General features: G+C 57.2%; 8 protein-coding genes. 2 read left to right on the forward strand and 6 right to left on the reverse strand.

Features of this window, described 5'->3' with window-relative positions; genetic code table 11:
- Positions 1 to 75 precede the first annotated feature (75 nt).
- The 4 genes from G6L28_RS06420 to bcp form a co-directional block, all read right to left on the reverse strand.
- Positions 76 to 480 (reverse strand): NUDIX domain-containing protein, encoded by a 405-nt coding sequence (locus G6L28_RS06420; protein ID WP_174062958.1) that lies wholly within the window; start codon positions 478 to 480, stop codon positions 76 to 78.
- A complete protein-coding gene (locus G6L28_RS06425; protein WP_174062959.1) occupies positions 480 to 1,976 on the reverse strand; it encodes a DEAD/DEAH box helicase in 1,497 nt (498 codons plus the stop codon). Before G6L28_RS06425 ends, G6L28_RS06420 begins: the two co-directional genes overlap by 1 nt.
- A 179-nt stretch (positions 1,977 to 2,155) precedes the next feature.
- Complete coding sequence (locus tag G6L28_RS06430; protein WP_234902484.1) at positions 2,156 to 3,424, reverse strand: M23 family metallopeptidase; 1,269 nt, start codon at positions 3,422 to 3,424, stop codon at positions 2,156 to 2,158.
- A 112-nt stretch (positions 3,425 to 3,536) separates the two neighbouring features.
- Positions 3,537 to 4,004 (reverse strand): thioredoxin-dependent thiol peroxidase, encoded by a 468-nt coding sequence (gene bcp / locus G6L28_RS06435; RefSeq protein ID WP_174062960.1) that lies wholly within the window; start codon positions 4,002 to 4,004, stop codon positions 3,537 to 3,539.
- A 179-nt stretch (positions 4,005 to 4,183) separates the two neighbouring features.
- Between bcp and G6L28_RS06440 the strand changes: the two genes are divergently transcribed.
- Positions 4,184 to 7,576 carry a DUF3971 domain-containing protein gene (locus tag G6L28_RS06440; protein ID WP_174062961.1) on the forward strand — a complete coding sequence of 1,131 codons (3,393 nt, stop codon included), beginning with the start codon at positions 4,184 to 4,186 and terminating at the stop codon, positions 7,574 to 7,576.
- A gap of 47 nt (positions 7,577 to 7,623) precedes the next feature.
- Here the strand turns inward: G6L28_RS06440 and gltA are convergent, their stop codons facing one another.
- A complete protein-coding gene (gltA, locus tag G6L28_RS06445) occupies positions 7,624 to 8,913 on the reverse strand; it encodes a citrate synthase (protein WP_174062962.1) in 1,290 nt (429 codons plus the stop codon).
- Positions 8,914 to 9,230: 317 nt separating this feature from the next.
- Between gltA and G6L28_RS06450 the strand changes: the two genes are divergently transcribed.
- Entirely contained in the window at positions 9,231 to 11,642 is a 2,412-nt protein-coding gene (locus tag G6L28_RS06450; protein ID WP_174063088.1) for a ComEC/Rec2 family competence protein, read from the forward strand.
- A gap of 222 nt (positions 11,643 to 11,864) precedes the next feature.
- On the opposite strand, the gene G6L28_RS06455 is transcribed toward G6L28_RS06450, so the two are convergent.
- Positions 11,865 to 18,683 carry a hypothetical protein gene (locus G6L28_RS06455; protein WP_174063089.1) on the reverse strand — a complete coding sequence of 2,273 codons (6,819 nt, stop codon included), beginning with the start codon at positions 18,681 to 18,683 and terminating at the stop codon, positions 11,865 to 11,867.
- Positions 18,684 to 19,143: the final 460 nt, after the last annotated feature.

Raw genomic sequence — 19,143 nt, forward strand, 5'->3', positions numbered from 1 at the left:
GCAAAAGAGGAAATGCTTTCGAATTACAACATGAAAGCGAATTTCATGTGCTTTCAGCGTGATCTAGGCAGCATCCTAAAGATGTCGCAGCGCGTCCTTGGCGAAAAGCGATAGTGGGGCAGGGAGTTCGTCCATCGCAAACCATCCCATATCCGAGAGCTTATCTGGCTCCGTGAGGGTCGGCTCGCCTTCAATATCTTCGGTAACGTAGATAAGCGACAGCCAGTGCTGGTCATCTTCCACAATGATTTGTTCACTTGTGCAAAGAAACTTTATATCGCCGATAACGAGGCCCGTTTCTTCGCAGGCCTCACGTTTTGCCGCCTTTGCCGCAGCTTCCATATGGTCGACCTTGCCGCCGACGATGCTCCAGTGACCCGCCTCTGGCGCTTTTACACGCTTGTAAAGAAGCACCTTGTCATCACGCATGATGACAAGGCCCGATCCAACGCCGGGAAAATCAATGCCGGGCTTGCCCATCAAGCTTTCGCGTTGGCGACGATCAGCATGAATGCGGGAATGTCGTCGCCGAAACCAACTGGCGTCGGGCCATCATCGTAGTCACGGTAATGGCGGCGGCGGTTATCGTCGTTTGCGTGGGAAGGATTGTGGTTACGCTCGAAATTGCGAGGTGCCTTTTCGTTTCTGCGTTCTGCCTTCACCTTGTCGCCTCCGTTCGCCGCAACGGGAGCGTTGTCGGCTGCTTGTACAATTGGATTTTCTGCTTCGAAGACCTGCGGAGTTTCGCGCCGGTTTCTGTCACGACCGCGGCCGCGTTCGCGTTCTTTTTCCTTGCCACGGCGCGGACGCTCGGAAGCAAAGCTTTCCATCGGCGCTGGCAATGCGGAAAGATCGCCACTCAACCATTCGATCTTCTCGCCGATCAGCTTCTCGATGGCGTCTAGATACTTGGTGTCACGACGGTTGACGAGCGTGAATGCGGCGCCTGAGCGGCCTGCGCGACCCGTACGACCGATGCGGTGGACATAATCTTCCGCATGAATCGGAACGTCGAAGTTGAAGACGTGACTGACGTCTGGAATATCCAGACCGCGCGCTGCAACATCCGATGCTACGAGCAGAGTGATCTGGTTATCCTTGAAACCAGCCAGCATTTTTGTGCGGGAATTCTGGTCCATGTCGCCATGAAGCGCACCGACAGAAAAACCGTGACGCTCAAGCGAGCGGTAAAGATCGGCAACATCCTTTTTGCGATTGCAGAAGATGATGGCGTTCTTCAGGTCTTCCTGCTGCTTGATAAGATCGCGCAGAACTGCACGCTTCTCGTAATCCTTTTCATGCGTGGCGACGATGCGCTGCGTGACGGTCTTTGCAGTGGAGGACGGCTTCGCCACCTCGACACGCACAGGGTTCTGCAGGAAGCGGTCGGCCAGCTTCTGGATTTCCGGCGGCATGGTGGCCGAGAAGAATAGTGTCTGGCGCGTGAACGGGATCATCTTGGCGATACGCTCGATATCGGGGATGAAGCCCATATCCAGCATGCGGTCGGCCTCGTCGATGACGAGGATTTCGACGCCCGTCATCAATAACTTGCCGCGTTCGCAGTGGTCCAGCAGGCGACCGGGGGTGCAGATCAGCACGTCTGCGCCACGCTCAAGCTTGCGATCCTGCTCTTCGAAAGATACGCCGCCGATGAGAAGTGCCACGTTGAGCTTGTGGTTCTTGCCGTATTTCTCGAAGTTCTCGGCCACCTGCGCTGCAAGCTCACGGGTCGGTTCTAGAATCAGGGTGCGCGGCATTCTTGCGCGCGCGCGGCCTTTTTCCAGAAGCGTCAGCATGGGCAGCACGAAGGACGCCGTCTTGCCGGTTCCAGTCTGCGCGATTCCGCAGATATCGCGTCTTTCCAGCGCTGGCGGAATTGCGCCAGCCTGAATGGGGGTCGGCGTCGAATAGCCCGCGTCAGTAATAGCGGAAAGAACTTTTTGGCTCAGGCCAAGATCAGAGAATGTTGTCAAAGGAAAAACTGTTTCCGTTCTGGTTCGAAAGAACACGCGATAGACGTAGCGGGTTTACCGCAGATCGTGGCCGCGACATAGGCCCAAATCGCCGAAAAGTCAAGGAAACAAGGGGAAGTCTCGAAATGATACGCTTTGCAGTATCAAATCTATGTGAAATTACTCGGCGTCAACTCCGTTTATTGCAGATATGACTTCAATTCGGTTCCGGCGACCAGAAACCGCATCGGGTCGACTGGCTCGTCCTTAAGCCTTACTTCGTAATGCACATGCGGGCCGGTGGAGCGCCCGGTACTGCCGGCATTACCAATGACATCTCCAAGTTCGACCTTTTGTCCTTCGTGTACTCTGATCTGCGACATGTGGCCATAACGGGTGGTGACGCCTTGCCCGTGGTCAATCTCGACCATGTTGCCGTAACCGCCCGATACACCCGCGAATACGACCTTGCCAGCGCCCGTTGTACGAACATTCGCACCGGTCTCTGCGCGGAAATCGATTCCAGTATGGAGCGCCAGTCTCCCGAGAAATGGGTCCATCCGGTTACCGAACCGGCTCGTGATATCCTGACCGGGGGCAGGGTTTCCGAGGGGAAGTTTTTCCGCAGCACCTCGAACGGTTTCAAGACGATCAAGCGCATTATCGAGGTTTTCGATGGACGTTTTAAACGGAATGCCATTTGTCATGTCGGGCTCCGCAAACGGGCCGCCAACTGCATCTGAATCATCAATCTTCAGGCCGGTGCTGCGGATGATATCCGCCATGGCGTCCGCCTTGTTCCGAACGCCCACCGTCAGCGAAGCGATTCGAGACATCTGGTCTGATTCGACTTCGTCGAGAGAGGCAAGCATGCGGGAGAGCGCATGCCCTGCGACAGGTTCTGTCGTGTCTTGATGATAGGCAATGGTGCCCTTGAGGTCAGAGCTTGCCGACGATGGACGTAGAAGGCGATCTATTGCAATCGATCCTTCCGAGAGGCTGGCCCGTTTTTGAGGGGCAAAAGCATTGGCAGGCAAACTGTCTTCACTGCTTTTCGTTGCAGCAGCATCTTGGGCTTCGTCCAGCAAGCCATTCATGCGCCCATGGCGGGATTTCAGCTCGCTCTGTTGTGCCAGAAGCTTTTCCACCTTTCGCTCGACGGCCTGCTGCTCCAGCAATTGCCGTGAGGTGACGCGATCGACCTGAGATCGCAGAGAGGCAATTCGGTCTTCATATTCCTGCTGCATGCGGGATTGGCGCGCCATCATCGCACCCAGCATATCGTCACGAAACATCAGATAGGCCGTGGCGCCCAGGTATCCTGCGGTAATAAAGGTAATGATGACGAGAGTAGCGACGATCAGCCATGGACGGATTGTGATGTGGCGAATTTTCTCGCCACTCGCCAATATGAGAACATGCTGCTGGCGCTTTTTGCCAAAGGCCAGGTTCTTCCCCGCGTCTGTCAAAATCCCCACTCCAGCTGTTCGCCCACTGCTGGAGAAGGTAATTTGTTAAGGTTAACGAAGTTTTACTTTTTAGCTAGGGTTGATGGAGCTGGACGACTGAGTTCGCTGAGGATCAGAGTGCTTTTGCAGCGTCTAGCACAGCCTTAGCGTGGCCCGGCACCTTCACCTTCTGCCAGACACTGGCGATGTTGCCTTCTTTTGAAATCAGGAAAGTCGTGCGTTCAACGCCCATGTATTTCTTGCCATACATGCTTTTTTCCTTCCATACGCCGTAGGCTTCCACCGCAGTCTTGTCTTCGTCGGCGGCAAGCATGACGGTAAGGGAATGCTTGGCTGCGAACTTGTCGTGGCTTTTTACCGAGTCGGGCGAAATACCGATGACGACAGTATTTGCGGCCTCGAATTCTGCGCCGAGTGCACTGAAATCTATGGCTTCCGCCGTGCAACCGGATGTGTCATCCTTCGGGTAAAAGTAGAGAACGACGGCTTTACCCTGAAGATCGGACAGGCTGACCGTTCCGCCGCCATTGCGTGGGAGATTAAAATCGGGCGCTTTTTCACCAATTTGCGGTTCTGACATGCGTCACCTTTCTTTTGCCGGGATTGTTGAGCATGGGGGCCTCTATTCGATATATACCGAATAAGAGCTTCGTCCAGTCTTGTGGCGATTCTAGCAGCGCGAATGGTTGAAACCATCGCTCGGGAAAACCCTGACTATGAATGCAGGGTCTAGGCATTTGCGGGGGCAGGCACAGGCGGATGGCGGAAATTCGTGGTGAAAAGGTCAGTTTCAGCAGGCGCGACATCACGCCGCTGCACACCATGCCGTCTGCGCAGGCAGAAGACCCCATCATCGTCCATTGCCCAATGCCTCGTTCCATGCTTCGAGCTTTTTCCAAAGTCTTCGCAGCACTCGTTGTTCTGGCATTCCTCTCCATCGGCGGCATTATCCTTTCCGTCGAAACAGGTTCTGTGGACAATGCTCTCTCCGGTCAGGCGCAACAGGCTTTGGAGCGTGCGCTCGGGCCGAAATATGAGGCCCGCATAGGTTCTACCGCCGTCCGTTTCGCATCCGGTTTTCATCTGGCACTTGTTGCGCAGGACGTCGATATCATCGACCGCGAATCCGGGCAGCATCTTAGCCGCGCCCGTGCGATCGGCATGGCGCTCGATCCGCTGGCACTTTTTGCGGGACGCGTATCCGTTCAGACACTTGAAGCGAACGGAATGGAGCTGGATGCATCCTTGCTGCCGAAGGGACAGGTTATCGATCTTGCTCATCTGAGGGTCGACGGCGTTCCAGATGCCCTTGAGGCAGCCTTCGGTGAGCTTGATCGCCTTTCTCAAACATTCCTGCGCAGCGGCACCGAGCAGATCGATATTTCGGATTTTGCGATACGGCTGTCGCCAAGCGAGGACGGCAAGCAGAGAACGATTGCGCTGAGCGAGCTTTCGCTGCTGCCTGATGGCAACGGTGGTTATTCTTTCGATGGCAACGTCGCTTTCAATGGTGAGATCGCAGAACTTGCCCTGTCCGCAACCTCGGTCAACGGCAGGATTAACCATTTCGCCGCTCGTCTGGACGGTTTCGATATCGGACCACTGCTTCAGAAGTTCGATAATGAAGGCCTTTTGCATGAAGGGCTGAATGTCAAAGCCGGTCTCAACGTGACTGCGAGCCGCGGTTCGGAACAGGAAATGCCTTCTCTACTGCTCTCCGCCGGCATTGGAGATGGTGAACTCTACGTGGGCGGCGAGGTGCAGAAGGTTTCTGGCGGTGCCATCAATGCGCGTTACGACTTCGACGATAAGTTCATTTCCATCGAAAACTCCCGTTTGATCCTAGGGCAGACGGTGTTGCCAATACTCGGGCAGGTTCGTGACAATGCTGACGGATTCGATCTTGCTCTGCGTGTACAGGAAGGCGTGGCTTCAGCCGAAGCCTCTGGCGAAGCGCCGGTCTCGTTCAACCTGTCGGCCAACGGCACCTATGACAAGGCTACCCGCCAGATCGATGTCCCATCGCTTTATGTGAACGGACCATTGGGAGACATGGCTGGATCGCTGAAGGTTCGTTTCGGCACGGGTTCACCGGAAATCAGCTTTGGTGCGCAAATCCCGAAGATGGAGGCAACTGCGGTAAAGCAGCTATGGCCATTCTGGATGGCGCGGAAGGCGAGACCGTGGGTGGTTTCCAATATATTCGGCGGTACGATCACCAATGGTTCGATAGCCGTGTTCATTCCGCAGGGGCGCATGTGCGGTCCCGGCTGCCCAATGGAGCTTGGTGCGAGCGAGTTGCAGATCAAGTTCGATATAGCCAGTACGCGGCTGAACATTGCGGGCGATATTCCGCCACTACGCGATGCGCACGGTCACTTCGAGCTGGTTGGCGAGCGGATAGATGCCAAGATCGTCAAGGCGACCTCCTATTTCCCGTCCAATCGTAATCTCGCGTTGGAGAACAGCAGCTTTTCCATCCAGTCCGTCTATGACAAGCCGTTGATGGCCGATCTGGACCTCAATGTTTCAGGCTCTGCGGATACGGTTGCCGAGCTGGCGTCCCTCCAGCCTATCAACGCGCTGCGCGACACCGAATTCAAGGCGGCTGATTTTTCCGGCACGGTGAAGGCAAATGCCAAGGCGCGCATTGGCTTACTGACCAGTCAGCAGCCACCTCCACCAGTCTGGTCTGCCAATCTCGATCTCAATGACGTGTCGCTGACGCGACCGTTTGGAAATCACAAGGTCACCGCCGTCAATGGCAGCCTCGCCATCGATAATGATACGCTGAAGCTTGCGGGCAAGGGCAGGGTAGACGATGTGCCGATGAACATTGACCTGACTCAACCGTCGCGCAAGTCCAGCAAGACGGAGCGCAAGCTGGCGCTGACTGCGACGCTTGAGCCGGGGCAAATCCAGAGACTTGCGCCTGAACTTGCGAAGGTTCTCGGTGGCACGACGCAGATCGAAATCGAAAGCTCCGATATGAAGCGGCAGCAGGTGAAGCTAGACCTTTCTCACTCCTCGCTTGTTCTGCCTGGTCTGGGCTGGACAAAGGGTGCCGGTGTTCCAGCTAGCGCTTCATTTGCCATGGAAACAACGGACGGTCGCACATCCATCCGGGATTTCGCGCTCAAGGGTGATGGCTTTGGCGCCAGCGGCGACATCACTTTTGATAAAAGCGGGCTTATTTCCGCGAACTTTTCCAGGCTCCAGCTTTCCCAGCAGGATGATTATGCCGTCTCGGTGACGTCGGCGCGAAACACATATCAGGTCAATATCAAAGGAAATTCAGCTGACCTTCGGCCTTTGATTGGCAGGTTGCGTAACACGGCTCCAGGCGGGGCGTCTTCCTCCTCCGGCAGCGGTAACCTCGGTTCGTCCTCCATCAAGGCGCAGCTCGACAAGATTTACGGTTTCAACGATGAGACATTGTCGAATGTTGATGCCGAGATCAATCTCAGGGACGGCAAACTCCGTACCGTGGATTTCAAAGGTGTAACCACCCGGGGCCAAGCTGTGGTCGCGCAGACCGTAAACCGGGGCGATGGCGGAACGATCAATCTGACGAGCAGCGATGCGGGCTCCTTCGCCCGTTTCACCAATCTCTACACGCGTATTCGCGGCGGACTGCTCAATCTCGGTCTCACCACCGCAAACGGCAACGACTGGAGCGGCTCGCTCGACTTGCGGAACTTCGCGGTCCTGAACGAAGCAAAGCTACAGGATATCGTGGCGACGCCCGCCGGGCAGGACGGGCGCAGCCTCAACGCGGCAGTTCGACGGAACATCGATGTGAGCTCGGAGAAGTTCCAACGCGGCTTCGCCCGTGTGGTTTACGTCAATGGCACTCTGGCGCTGGAAAACGGTGTGGTGCGCGGCGAACAGATCGGCGCGACATTTCAGGGTATCGTCAAGGACCAGAACGGCAACATGGAAATGACCGGTACTTTCATGCCCGCCTATGGCCTGAACCGCCTGTTCGGCGAACTGCCTTTCATTGGTATTTTTCTTGGCAACGGACAGGATCGCGGTCTGCTTGGCATAACGTTCAAGCTTACCGGGCAGACATCCGCCCCGCGCCTGGTGGTTAATCCGCTGTCGCTCATAGCTCCCGGCCTATTCCGGCAGATATTTGAGTTCCAATAAAAAGGGCCGCTTTCGCGACCCTCTTTTCAAATTTCTCAAGCCGAGACTTAACGCTTCGAAACTGGAACGTAATCGCGCTTTGGGGCACCCGTGTAGAGCTGACGCGGACGACCGATGCGCTGCTGCGGATCTTCGATCATTTCGTTCCACTGTGCGATCCAGCCAACGGTGCGGGCCAGAGCAAAGAGAACGGTAAACATGGTCGTGGGGAAGCCGAGCGCCTTGAGCGTGATGCCCGAGTAGAAGTCGACGTTCGGGTACAGCTTCTTTTCGACGAAGTAAGGATCGGAAAGAGCGATTTTTTCAAGCTCCAGAGCAACCTGCATGATCGGATCGTCCTGGTTGTTCGTTGCTTCCAGGACTTCATACATCGTCTTCTGCATGATCTTTGCGCGTGGATCGTAGTTCTTGTACACGCGGTGACCGAAGCCCATCAGGCGGAACGGATCATTCTTGTCCTTGGCACGGGCAATGTATTCCGGAATGCGATCGACCGAGCCGATTTCGTTCAGCATGTTGAGAGCCGCTTCGTTCGCACCCCCGTGGGCAGGACCCCAGAGGCATGCGATACCAGCCGCGATACACGCAAACGGGTTTGCACCTGAAGAACCAGCCAGACGAACAGTAGAGGTCGACGCGTTCTGCTCGTGATCTGCATGCAGAATGAAGATGCGGTCCATGGCGCGGGCCAGAACCGGATCGACCTTGTAGTCTTCGCAAGGAACGGCAAAGCACATGTTCAGGAAGTTGGATGCGTAATCGAGATCGTTCTTGGGATAAACGAAAGGCTGGCCGATGTGGTACTTGTAGGCCATTGCCGCGATCGTTGGCATCTTTGCGATCATGCGCAGTGATGCGACCATTCGCTGGTGCGGATCGGTAATGTCTGTCGAGTCGTGATAGAATGCCGACAATGCGCCGACGGTGCCGCACATGACGGCCATTGGGTGAGCGTCACGACGATAGCCGGTGAAGAAGCGGCTCATCTGCTCGTGCACCATGGTATGGCGCGTTACGCGGGTGTCGAAATCCTTCTTTTGTGCTGCCGTCGGTAGTTCGCCGTAAAGCAGCAGGTAGCAGGTTTCGAGAAAGTCGCCCTGATCGGCAAGCTGTTCGATAGGGTAGCCGCGGTGCAGCAGAACGCCTTCATCGCCATCGATATAGGTGATCTTGGATTCGCAGGAAGCGGTGGAGGTAAAGCCCGGATCGTAGGTGAAGGAGCCCGTGTGCTTGTAGAGCGTGCCGATATCGACAACGTTCGGCCCAATCGTGCCTTCTCGAACAGGAAGGTCGACCTTCTTGTCACCGAGTGTCACTGTAGCGGTTGTTTCCGTCATACCATACCTCCGAATTATGCAGGCGATGCGCGGTGACGCATCAGCCAGTTAAGCGTCAGCGATTTAGCTATATGATCCTTGCAGCAATGCCAAGCTATCCAAAAGGCAATTTGTGCATTGCGGAACTCGTTTATCCAGATATGGCGCATTTCTCATGGGAGCTGTTTCATTCTAGGTCAATGCTTCCTTAAAGGCTCGATGGGTTGCAATCGGTCTTTTACGGTTGCAAAGTAAAGTCCAGGGCGAGGGGCTGGAAGTTGGCAAGCGAAGGGGAACGACAGCACTTTCGGCTGGCGGATACGCGTTCCGTTGTAGAGATGGAGCGTGATGAAATCTGGCTGCCGACAGGCCTGCCGGATAACGCAATCGCGATCCTTCCCGCGCAACAACATGCTTTAGAGGCCAGTAAGCTGGAGCGAATGAAACGCACCATATCAAGGTGTATTTCGGAAGAGTTCGCTTACCGGCAGGACTTCCTGTTCGTTCCAGTTTTTCTCGGGGGCGGAGCCGCTCTGTGGTTCTCGCTTCCCCACACGCCATCGTATTGGCTGCTTGCCTTCGCCGGCGCTGCTCTCGTAGCGCTTGCTATCATCCTGCGATATCGCAGCGGTGCAATGGCCTATATTATCAAGTCGCTGGCGCTTCTTGCGCTGGGGATGGTGATTGCCGGTTGGGAAAGCCAACGCGCAGACACCATCATCCTCGATACACCGGTTACGACGACTGTTACCGGCAAGGTAGAGCGCCGGGAAGTCGACGCTCGCGGGTACTGGCGCTACATGGTGGAGCTCGAGTCCACGACCGACCCTGTAATTACTCGCCCACCGAGCCGCGCTTCACTGCTAACGCGTAGCAAACATGACGCTGTTGCTATCGGTCAGACGATTACGGGCAGGGTGCGCATTTCACCGCCTTCCGGCCCGGCACTTCCCGGCCTCAACGATTTCGCTTTTGCAACCTTTTTCAACGGTGTCGGAGCGACGGGATTTTTCTATGGCGCTCCTAAGTTGCTACCTGCCGAATCGGAAAGAGAGACGCAGTCCATTCTGAATATGTTGGACACATGGCTCTATCAGCTTCGCAGCAGCATAGCTGAAAGGATACGAAGCGTCATCGGCGGCGATGCGGGCGCGTTCGCCGCCTCCATCATCACCGATGAGCGACGCGCGATTTCGAGCGAGACCATGGAAGCGTTGCGGGTTTCCGGTCTGGCCCATATCGTTGCTATTTCCGGACTGAACATGGCGCTCGCATCCGGCATCTTCTTCGTCGGCATGCGCATGGCATTCAGCCTGTTTCCCGGCTTTTCGCAACGCTGGCCGGTGAAGAAGATTTCCGCGTTCGCGGCATTGTTGATGACGCTTTGCTATTACCTCATTTCAGGTTTCGCGGTCTCCGCCGAACGGGCTTGGCTCATGATGTCCATCATGCTTATTGCCGTTCTTGTCGATCAGCCGTCAATCAGCCTGCGAAACGTCGCACTCTCCGCCATCGTCATCATTACCCTCTCGCCCCACGAAGTCATGGGGCCGAGCTTCCAGATGTCTTTTGCTGCAACGCTGGCCCTTGTTGCAGGTTATGCTTTCTGGACGCGGTGGCGTGCGGATCGTGACCGCTTCTTCATGGCGCGACCGCCGCTATGGATGAGTATAGCATCCAAAGCAGGGACGATCATTGGTGGTGTCGTCATCACCTCGCTGATTGGCGGTATCTCCACGGCCATCTACTCCATCGAACATTTCCACCGTGTCACCACCTATGGACTGGCAGCCAACCTTGCCGCCATGCCTGTCATGTCGATGATCGTCATGCCTTTTGCGCTCATCGCCATGTTGCTGATGCCATTCGGTCTCGACGCGCCATTTCTCAAAGTCATGGGCTACGGCATGGCCGTGGTTATCGATATCGCTAAAACCGTTGCGGGTTGGGGCGGAGATGCCACCATTGGACGGCAGAACGAGTGGTTCCTGCTGGTTTCTACCATTGGCTTTCTTATCCTGACTCTCTTGCGAACAAGGCTGGCATTGCTTGGCCTGCCCATGATCATTGCAGGATTTAGCTTACTGATTGCAGAGCAATGGCGCACCAAGCCCGATCTACTGATCTATGAGGACGGGTCATTGGTTGCCCTCGTCTCTTCCGAAGCCGTCGCAACCACCAAGCCTCGCGCTTCTGGCTTTGTGTATGAACAGTGGGCAAGGGCTCTGCCGCTTCCGGAAAAGCACATCGCACCGGAGTTTCTGGAGAAAGCCTTGCGAGAAGGAGAGGATGACGAAGATGCTGTTGCAGCCCGCCCTCCCTCGCTGACCGATGTGCAGATAGCGAAGGCGCGCGAAGAAATCTCAGAAGCGTTTAGCAGAACCGGGTCGTTCACATGCCGCAAGGATGCATGGTGCGCTGCAAAATCCAGAACTGGCGCAACGATAGCCGTTTTGTCCAATTCAGGCCTTACCGGTACTGCATGCGACATCGCCGATATCGTCGTCACCAGCCGGTTCGTTCCGTTTCGGTCATGTCGCTCTGGTGCGATCCTCATCAGTCGAGAAACGTTGCGACGCACAGGTTCTTTGGAAATCTGGCTCAATCATAACAATGGCGGCGTCGAAAAGGCAATCTCCGCTATTGAAAGTGCCGCTCGCCCTTGGTCAGAGCACAGGACTTATAACTGGCGTGACAAGAACTTCGATGGAGTTTTGCCGCAGCACATCGAGGACATGCTTGCTCGTTAGCACTGCCAATCACCGTACATCGCGCTACGTCGTTTAGCGGTTTGCGATCATGCGCAAAGCCAGTCTATCGGCGCGAAAGCTGAACCCAATAACGCATCGATTTAAGGATTGAAGTGCGTCTATCGCGAGCATTTCTCATGCTGCGCGCTTCAGAGCGTCAGACAAAGGAAAATGGCCCCACGAGTAATCGCAGGGCCATTTTTTGAAATTCACGGATCAGACTTAGCTAAACCGGCCTGCGGCGTGAGCCAGCATGGTATAGACCTTGCCGGTATCGGACGTCAGGTAGGATTGCGTCACGGTACGGTCGCGGTCCGTTCTCGCGACATCGGCCAGCAGCTTTTCGAAATCGGATATGTAGCGGTCCACAGCAGTGCGGAATTCCTGTTCGCGGTCGTACTTGCGCTTGATCTCATCGAACGTCTGTTGACCCTTGAGGGTGTAGAGGCGGCGCGTGAAAACGTCGCGTTCGCCACGCTGGTAACGCCGCCAAAGTTCGACCGAGGCATCGTGGTCGATTGCGCGAGCGATATCGACCGACAGCGAGTTCAGCGATTCGACCATGTGACGCGGGTTGCGGTTGTCGGTTGCGCGGGTCTGCGGCTCGGCGGCGGGGCGAGGTGCCTGCGCTGTCGGCGCTGGAACTTCCTGGTTTTGTGAAGCACCACGCAGCAGATCGCTGATCCAACCGCTACCTTCTGCCGGGCGTTGAACCGGCGCCGAAATCCCGGCCTGCGGCGGAATGCTACGGTTTTCGACCGGGAGCGTGTTGCGGATAACTGGTGCCGCCGTCTGCTGCGGAGCAGGGCGCGGTGCGACCGGCGAGGGCGGCGGCGCAGTCATGACCGGCGTCGCAGGCTGCTGCTGTATGCGCGGTTCTACGCGTGGTTGCTGCGGCTGCGGTTGCGCGGCAGGCTTTGTCGCGGCGATAGCGCGGGCTGCCGGTTCGGATATCTCCATTTTTTGCGTGGAGCGACCGACGAGCTGCGAGATATCCTGCAACGCCTTGATTTGCTCGGAAACAGCGCGACGCATTGCGGCGGCGCTTTCCTTGGCCTCTTCTGGCAGATCGAACGCACCGCGCTTGAGTTCCGCTCGGGTGGAGTCGAGCTCCTGGCGGATATCGTTGCTGGAACGGCGAATTTCGTCTGTTGCGCCAGAGAAGCGGGCAACAGCCTCTTCCACTGCTTCACGAAGCGTTTCGCGCATCACTGCCGCTGCGGCATTCGACTTGTCCGTTGCGGAGCCTATGAGTTTATCGACATCGGTTAGCGAGGAAGCAACGCCGCCGCGCAGGCGATTGACCAGTTCGTCGGAATACTTCTGCGCTTCCGCCATCGTGCTTTCGATAGAGCGTGTGGCATCCTGACCGGCCGAACGCAGAGCGTTGCGCATATTCTCGGCGGCTGTCTGCGCACGCTGCTCCGTGGCATCAAGCGAGGAGCCGACATCTTCGAAGGAGGATTGCAGGTTGCTACGCAGATTGCCCGCCACATTGGCAGAGCGCTGCTCGGCTTCGTTGAGCGTCTGTTCAACGACACCCATGACACCGCGCATGGACGTTTCGATTTCTTCCGAGCGCTTGAGCAGCCCGACCGACAGAGTGCGCAGTGCTTCCTGCCGCTCTTCCAGAGTGCCAACGAGGCTCGTCTGGGCTGCGTTGAGCAGTTCCGACGCCTGCGAAAGCACGGTGGAATGCTCATCGAAGCGACTGACGATGCCCGCGACTTGTGAGAGCGTTTGACCGGAAATGTTGGTTAGACGGTCGATCTTGTTTTCCAGCAGACGGCTGGAACTGGAAACCATGTCGGCAGCGCGTGAAGCCGATTCAGAGAAGCTGGATGTCGCCGTGGTGAGCGAAGCATCTGCAGCCTGAAACTCCTGTGAAGCGCGTGCGACGACCGTGTTAAGGCTGTCTGCCGCGCCGGTGACGACTTCCGCCATGTTGGCGTGGGTCTGGGAGAGCATATCGGTGCTCTGACGGGTTGCGGCCACCAGCTTGTTGGCTGCATCGCTGCCAGCCTTGGCATAGTCGCCGATGGCCTGCTCAACCATTCCAACCATGCCGCTGTTGCTCTCGGCAAGCAGGTTTGCGCTTTGCTGTGCGGCGGAAACGATCTTCTCTGCCGCGTTCTGGCCTATGGTTGCGTATTCGTTGACGATGGGCTTCGCCTGCTCTTCGATCAGGCGCGAAAGCTCTGCCGAACGGCTGGCCAGCATGGAGTTGAGTTCGCGGGTGCGGTTGTCAAGCGTGGAGCGGATGGATTCACCACGCGCATCCAGCGCGCCTTCGACGCTGCTCAGAGTTTCGGAAATGACACCGACCTGCGAACGGACGACGGCTTCGGCCTCCGCAACCTTGTTGACGATGGCGTTCCCGGCCTCAGAGAACGTCTGTGCAACGGCTGCTGCCTGACCCGAGAGGCGGTTCTGGGCGTCGGAAATACGACCAACGATTTCGTCCGAACGCTGTTCGATGCTGCGCGTGAACTCGTCGTTGCGCGCCTTGACCTGATCGGCAAATTCGGAGCCGGTCTTGGCCAGAAGCTCCGTTGAGCGCAGTGCTTCGCTGTCCATGGTCTGCGTTGCGTTGACCACGGCGTCTCGCAGGCTCATGGCGAGGCCTGTCGCTTTGCCTTCGATGGTGCGGTTGACGTTTTCGAGGCCGATATTGAGAGCGCGGTCCATGGTGCCCAGGCGTTCGTCGATCCGCGTCGTGCCGCTGTCGAAAACGCCTGCGATACGCTGTGTGGCATCGTCGCTGGAGCGAACGAACTCTGCGGTGCGACCTTCAAGCGTTTCGGAAATCTTGCGGCTTGCATCCTCGATAGAGGTGTTTACGTGGCCAAGGTCGGTCTGGATGCGGGTTTGCAAGCTGCCGATGTTGTTTTCGAGGCGTGCACCCGTTTCATCGAGACGGGTAGACACGGTGCTGACGGATGCTTCCACTCGAGACGAGAGGGCATCGGCCGCGCTGCCGATTTCGCGGGCGGCATCACCAATCTTGTTAGCAACTTCGCCGGCGCTGCTGCGAAGACGTTCCTCGAGCGTCGCGCCGCTGAGGTCGATGGCGCGTTGCAGAGATTCCTGTTGTGTCTCAAGCGACATTTCCAGCATGCTGGCGCTGGAAGCGATAGTGGTTCCGATCGACATTGCCTGTTCGGACAGCGTCTCATTCAGGCGCTCATTTGCTGAGCCAAGGGTCTGCGCAAATGTGTTGTGGTGCTGTTCCAGAGTGTTGCGGATCGTCTCGTGCGAGGAAAGAAGATTGCCTTCCAGACGAGAGACACCACTTTCCATAGTGTTGGAGAATTTTCCCGCACCGCTTTCGATAGCGGTTTCGATGCGGCTTGCGGCATTGCCAACTGTCTGCTCGATGAGACTGCCATTACGCTCGACAGAACGGGTGATAGCGTCCGCCTGCACCCCGAGCATCGTATCGAGACGAAGGTGACCGACGGACATCGCTTCCTCGATGGTGGACGCCGTGGAAGCGAGACGCTGCTCGGCATTCGAAACGGTCTGCGTGATCGCGGAGGTACGACCGTCCAGCGTATCGATGAGGCGCTCTTCAGCGGACGAAATCGCCATGTCGATTGCCATAGTGCGGCTGTCGAGTGTGTCTGCGAGACGTTCTTCGACGCCGGAAACTGCGCCGGTCAGCGCCGTGGTGCGGCTGTCCAGCGTTTCGGCAAGACGCTCTTCGGCGCTGGAGAAGGCGATGTTGATTGCCATGGTGCGGCTGTCGAGGGCATCCGCAATGCGCTCTTCCACGCCATCGACGGCATTTGTCAGCGCGTTGGCGCGGCTGTCGATTGTCTCCGCAATGCGGGATTCGACGCCCGTTACCACGTTGCTGAGCGCTGCCGTGCGGCTATCCAGCGTTTCCGTAATCCGCTCTTCCGCACCGGAGAATGCCATGTCGATGGCCATGGTACGACTATCGAGCGTATCTGCGATCCGTTCTTCGACGCCGGAAACGGCATTGGTCAGCGCGCTCGTGCGGCTTTCCAAAGTATCGGCAAGGCGCTCTTCGGCAGTGGAGAACGCCATGTCGATAGCCATGGTGCGGCTGTCGAGCGTGTCTGCAATGCGTTCTTCGACGCCGGACACGACATTGCCAAGTGCCGCCGTGCGGCTATCGAGAGTTTCCGCGATCCTGTCCTCAACACCGGAAACGACGCTGGTGAGAGCGGCGGTGCGCGTGTCGAGCGTTTCGGAAAGGCGGCTTTCCACGCCGTAGACCACATTGCTGAGGGAAGCGGTGCGGGTGTCCATGGCTTCCGCGATACGCTCTTCCGCGCCGGAGAATGCCATGTCGATGGCCATCGTACGGCTGTCGAGCGTGTCCGCGATGCGCTCTTCCACGCCGGAAACGGCATTGGTCAAAGCGCTTGTGCGGTTTTCTAGGGTCTCCGCAAGGCGTGATTCCGCAGTGGAGAATGCCATGTCGATTGCCATGGTGCGGCTGTCGAGTGTGTCTGCAATGCGCTCTTCAACGCCGGAAACGACGCTGCTGAGAGCTGCCGTGCGGCTATCGAGAGTTTCCGCGATCCGGCCTTCGACGCCGGAAACGGCACTCGTCAATGCGGCGGTGCGGGTGTCGAGAGTTTCGGCAATACGCTCTTCCGCACCAGAGAAAGCCATATCGATTGCCATGGTGCGGCTGTCGAGCGTATCCGCGATGCGTTCCTCAACGCCGGAAACGACGCCGCTAAGGGCTGCGGTACGGTTTTCAAGCGTTTCGGCAATCCGCTCTTCGGCACCCGAAAGCGCCATGTCGATGGCCATGGTACGGCTGTCGAGCGTGTCCGCGATACGTTCTTCCACGCCGGAAACGGCGCTGGTCAACGCACTCGTGCGGCTTTCCAGCGTATCGGCAAGGCGTTCTTCGGCAGTGGAGAACGCCATGTCGATAGCCATGGTGCGGCTGTCGAGCGTGTCTGCGATACGCTCTTCCACACCGGAGACAACCTGGCTGAGAGCAGCCGTGCGGCTGTCCAGCGTATCGGCAATGCGATCTTCCACGCCGGAAACAGCACCGGTGATGGCGGCTGCACGGGTTTCGAGAGTTTCTGCAAGGCGACGTTCGACATCGGCAACGACCGTATTGATAACCGCTGCGCGCTCATCGAGAAGTTCTGCAAGACGCTCGGCTGTGCCGGAAACGGAAGAGGCGATTGCTTCCGAACGGCTGGCCAGCGCAAGATCGAAACGGTTCTGGCTGTCATCCAGCGCACCGAACATGGCGTTGCTGCGTGCTTCCAGAACGGCATCGATCTTTTCATGCGTGTTGCCGATGGCGCTGGAGATTTCCGCCGTGCGGGCGCTCAGCGCATCGGTGAGTTCGCGGGTACGGGTCTCAAGCGAGACCTCCAGCATTTCCTGACCGGTGCCAAGCGCCGTCGCGAGTGCGAAGGACTGGTCGGTAAGGGCGGTGCTGAGGCGTTCGATATTGGTATTGAGAATGCCGCTCAGAGAATCCGTGCCACCGGCGACGGTTTCGTTGATGCGGGCAAGGCTTTCCATCAGCTTGCTGTCGAGGCTGCCAGCGCGCTGGTCGAACGCGCTTGCGAACTCGGCAACGTGTTCATCGAATGCGGTGTTGACCGCACCCACGGTCGCCTGAAGCTTTTCTTCGAACAGGCCAGAGCGCAGGTCGAGGTCCATGATGGCGTCGTCGGCGGTGCTTTGCAGGCTCTGGCGGAAGGAGAGGCCTTTTTCTTCCAGCGTGGCTGTCAGCTTGCCGAGAACATTGTCCAGCGAACCGCCGATGATTTCCTGACCGCGATCAACATTCTGCGACAGTTCCAGCGTGCGCTTCGAAAGCGTGTCGTTGAGAAGGCGCGTGCGCTCATCCATCGACTTGTTGAGATTTTCCGTACCGGCGCTGAGTGTGGCGGCGTGGGCAGCAAACTGCTCCAGAAGCAAATGACCGCGAGAGTCGAAAGTGTTGCTGAGGTCGTGCAGGCGATGGTCGAACTCGCTGTTGAGCGCAGCACCGGACGTATTGAGCGCGCTCAGCAGGTTTTCGGTCTTCGCCGCAATCAGGCTGCCCATTGCCTCTGTCGAAGCGCGGGATTTTTCCAGCAATGCGGCAGAACGTGTGTCGATCATCGAGGCGAAAGCTTCGCCGCTGGTCGCCAGACGCATCGAAATTTCTTCGCCGACGATGGAAAGCTCTTCCTTCAGCTGCTCCTGCGCGCCGACGATGGAGGAGCGAATGCGTTCGGCATGGTTGATGATGGCGTCACGTTCGGCGCTCAATTCCTCTACGAGGCTGCGAACGCGCAATTCATTGTCGGCATAGCTGCGCTCAAGCGCATTCACTTCGGAATGCACGAGCGTTTCAAGCTCCGTCGCACGGGCAATGGTGCGCTCGATGCCGTCATTCATGGCCGAGACTTCACGGCGAACAGCCTGACCGACGGACATGATGCGGTCAGAGGCCACCGTTTCCGGCTCTGCCAGACGAAGCGCGACTTCGGCCATGGAGCGGGCTGCGTTGCGTAGATCCTTGGCACGCGCCATCATGATCGCGAAGGCGAAGAAGAGCATGATGGGAACGACGACGCCGACCATGATCGCCATCAGGCCGGGAATGGCGAAAAGCTCCGCAACGGAGCCGACATTCCACATCTGATCGCCGTAGATCACGTTCGCAAGGCCCGCACCAGCCACGGCCCATAGGACGGAAACGATTGATGCGTTTCTGATCGCGCCGGTCATCGAGCCCGCATCGAGCGAGCGCAGAATGGTTGCCGGGCTGCGCTTGGACGCATCGTTTGCGGCCTCAAGCGAAGCGGCTCTCGGCTGCGGTTCGGCAGAAGGGCGCTGCAACGGTGGCTGCGGCTGGGCCTGACTAGACTGCTGTTCAGCTTTACGCGGTCTGTTCTGTTCTGGCACTCTTGCCTCCGGGGGCTTGGGAGTGGACCTTTGCCGAGGCTCCGGCTGGGTTTCGTAATCGCCAAGCTGCAAAGCGTCTTCCAACGCCTGAAATGCAGTCTCGTCGATCGAATCGCTGATCTTGTTGTTCGCCATGCGGTTACGCCTCGTTACATATACGCCCGGCTTCATGCCGTTCATCCGCCCGCCGCCTGCAGCCGGATATCCGCCACCATGCCTACGAGGCACGATACCTTCCGGTATATAGTGCCCCGTTCCTTACTAAATCCTGAGAGCTGGTTGCCCAGCATTCAGGCAAAAATACATCTGCATGCCGAATTCGCAAAACCACACTTGAGGCCATGCTATACGACAGTATCGTAGTGACACATTTGCAGCATTTAAACAATTAACGCGCCCGGCAGGCTGGGTCCAAGTGACCGTTTGTTAACAGTTTTTAAACCCCGGTTGCGCCCTCAAAGCCTTGTTTCGCAGAAGTTTAACATAAATTAACCATAGCGAAAGATTTTCGCGTTTAACCCGCCGCATTTTCAGCTGAAAGCAGGGATAGCCTGCTTAGAAGTGGAACGATGTGAAACAAAACAAGAAGCGTAGA

This window comes from Agrobacterium larrymoorei, assembly GCF_013322225.1.
Classification (GTDB): domain Bacteria; phylum Pseudomonadota; class Alphaproteobacteria; order Rhizobiales; family Rhizobiaceae; genus Agrobacterium; species Agrobacterium larrymoorei_A.

What these genes read in the sequence shown, in the direction of transcription:
- G6L28_RS06420 (WP_174062958.1), bottom strand. Translation starts at nt 480, where the DNA reads ATGGGCAAGCCCGGCATTGATTTTCCCGGCGTTGGATCGGGCCTTGTC.
- bcp (WP_174062960.1), bottom strand. Translation starts at nt 4,004, where the DNA reads ATGTCAGAACCGCAAATTGGTGAAAAAGCGCCCGATTTTAATCTCCCA.
- G6L28_RS06440 (WP_174062961.1), top strand. Translation starts at nt 4,184, where the DNA reads ATGGCGGAAATTCGTGGTGAAAAGGTCAGTTTCAGCAGGCGCGACATC.
- gltA (WP_174062962.1), bottom strand. Translation starts at nt 8,913, where the DNA reads ATGACGGAAACAACCGCTACAGTGACACTCGGTGACAAGAAGGTCGAC.
- G6L28_RS06450 (WP_174063088.1), top strand. Translation starts at nt 9,231, where the DNA reads ATGGAGCGTGATGAAATCTGGCTGCCGACAGGCCTGCCGGATAACGCA.
- G6L28_RS06455 (WP_174063089.1), bottom strand. Translation starts at nt 18,683, where the DNA reads ATGGCGAACAACAAGATCAGCGATTCGATCGACGAGACTGCATTTCAG.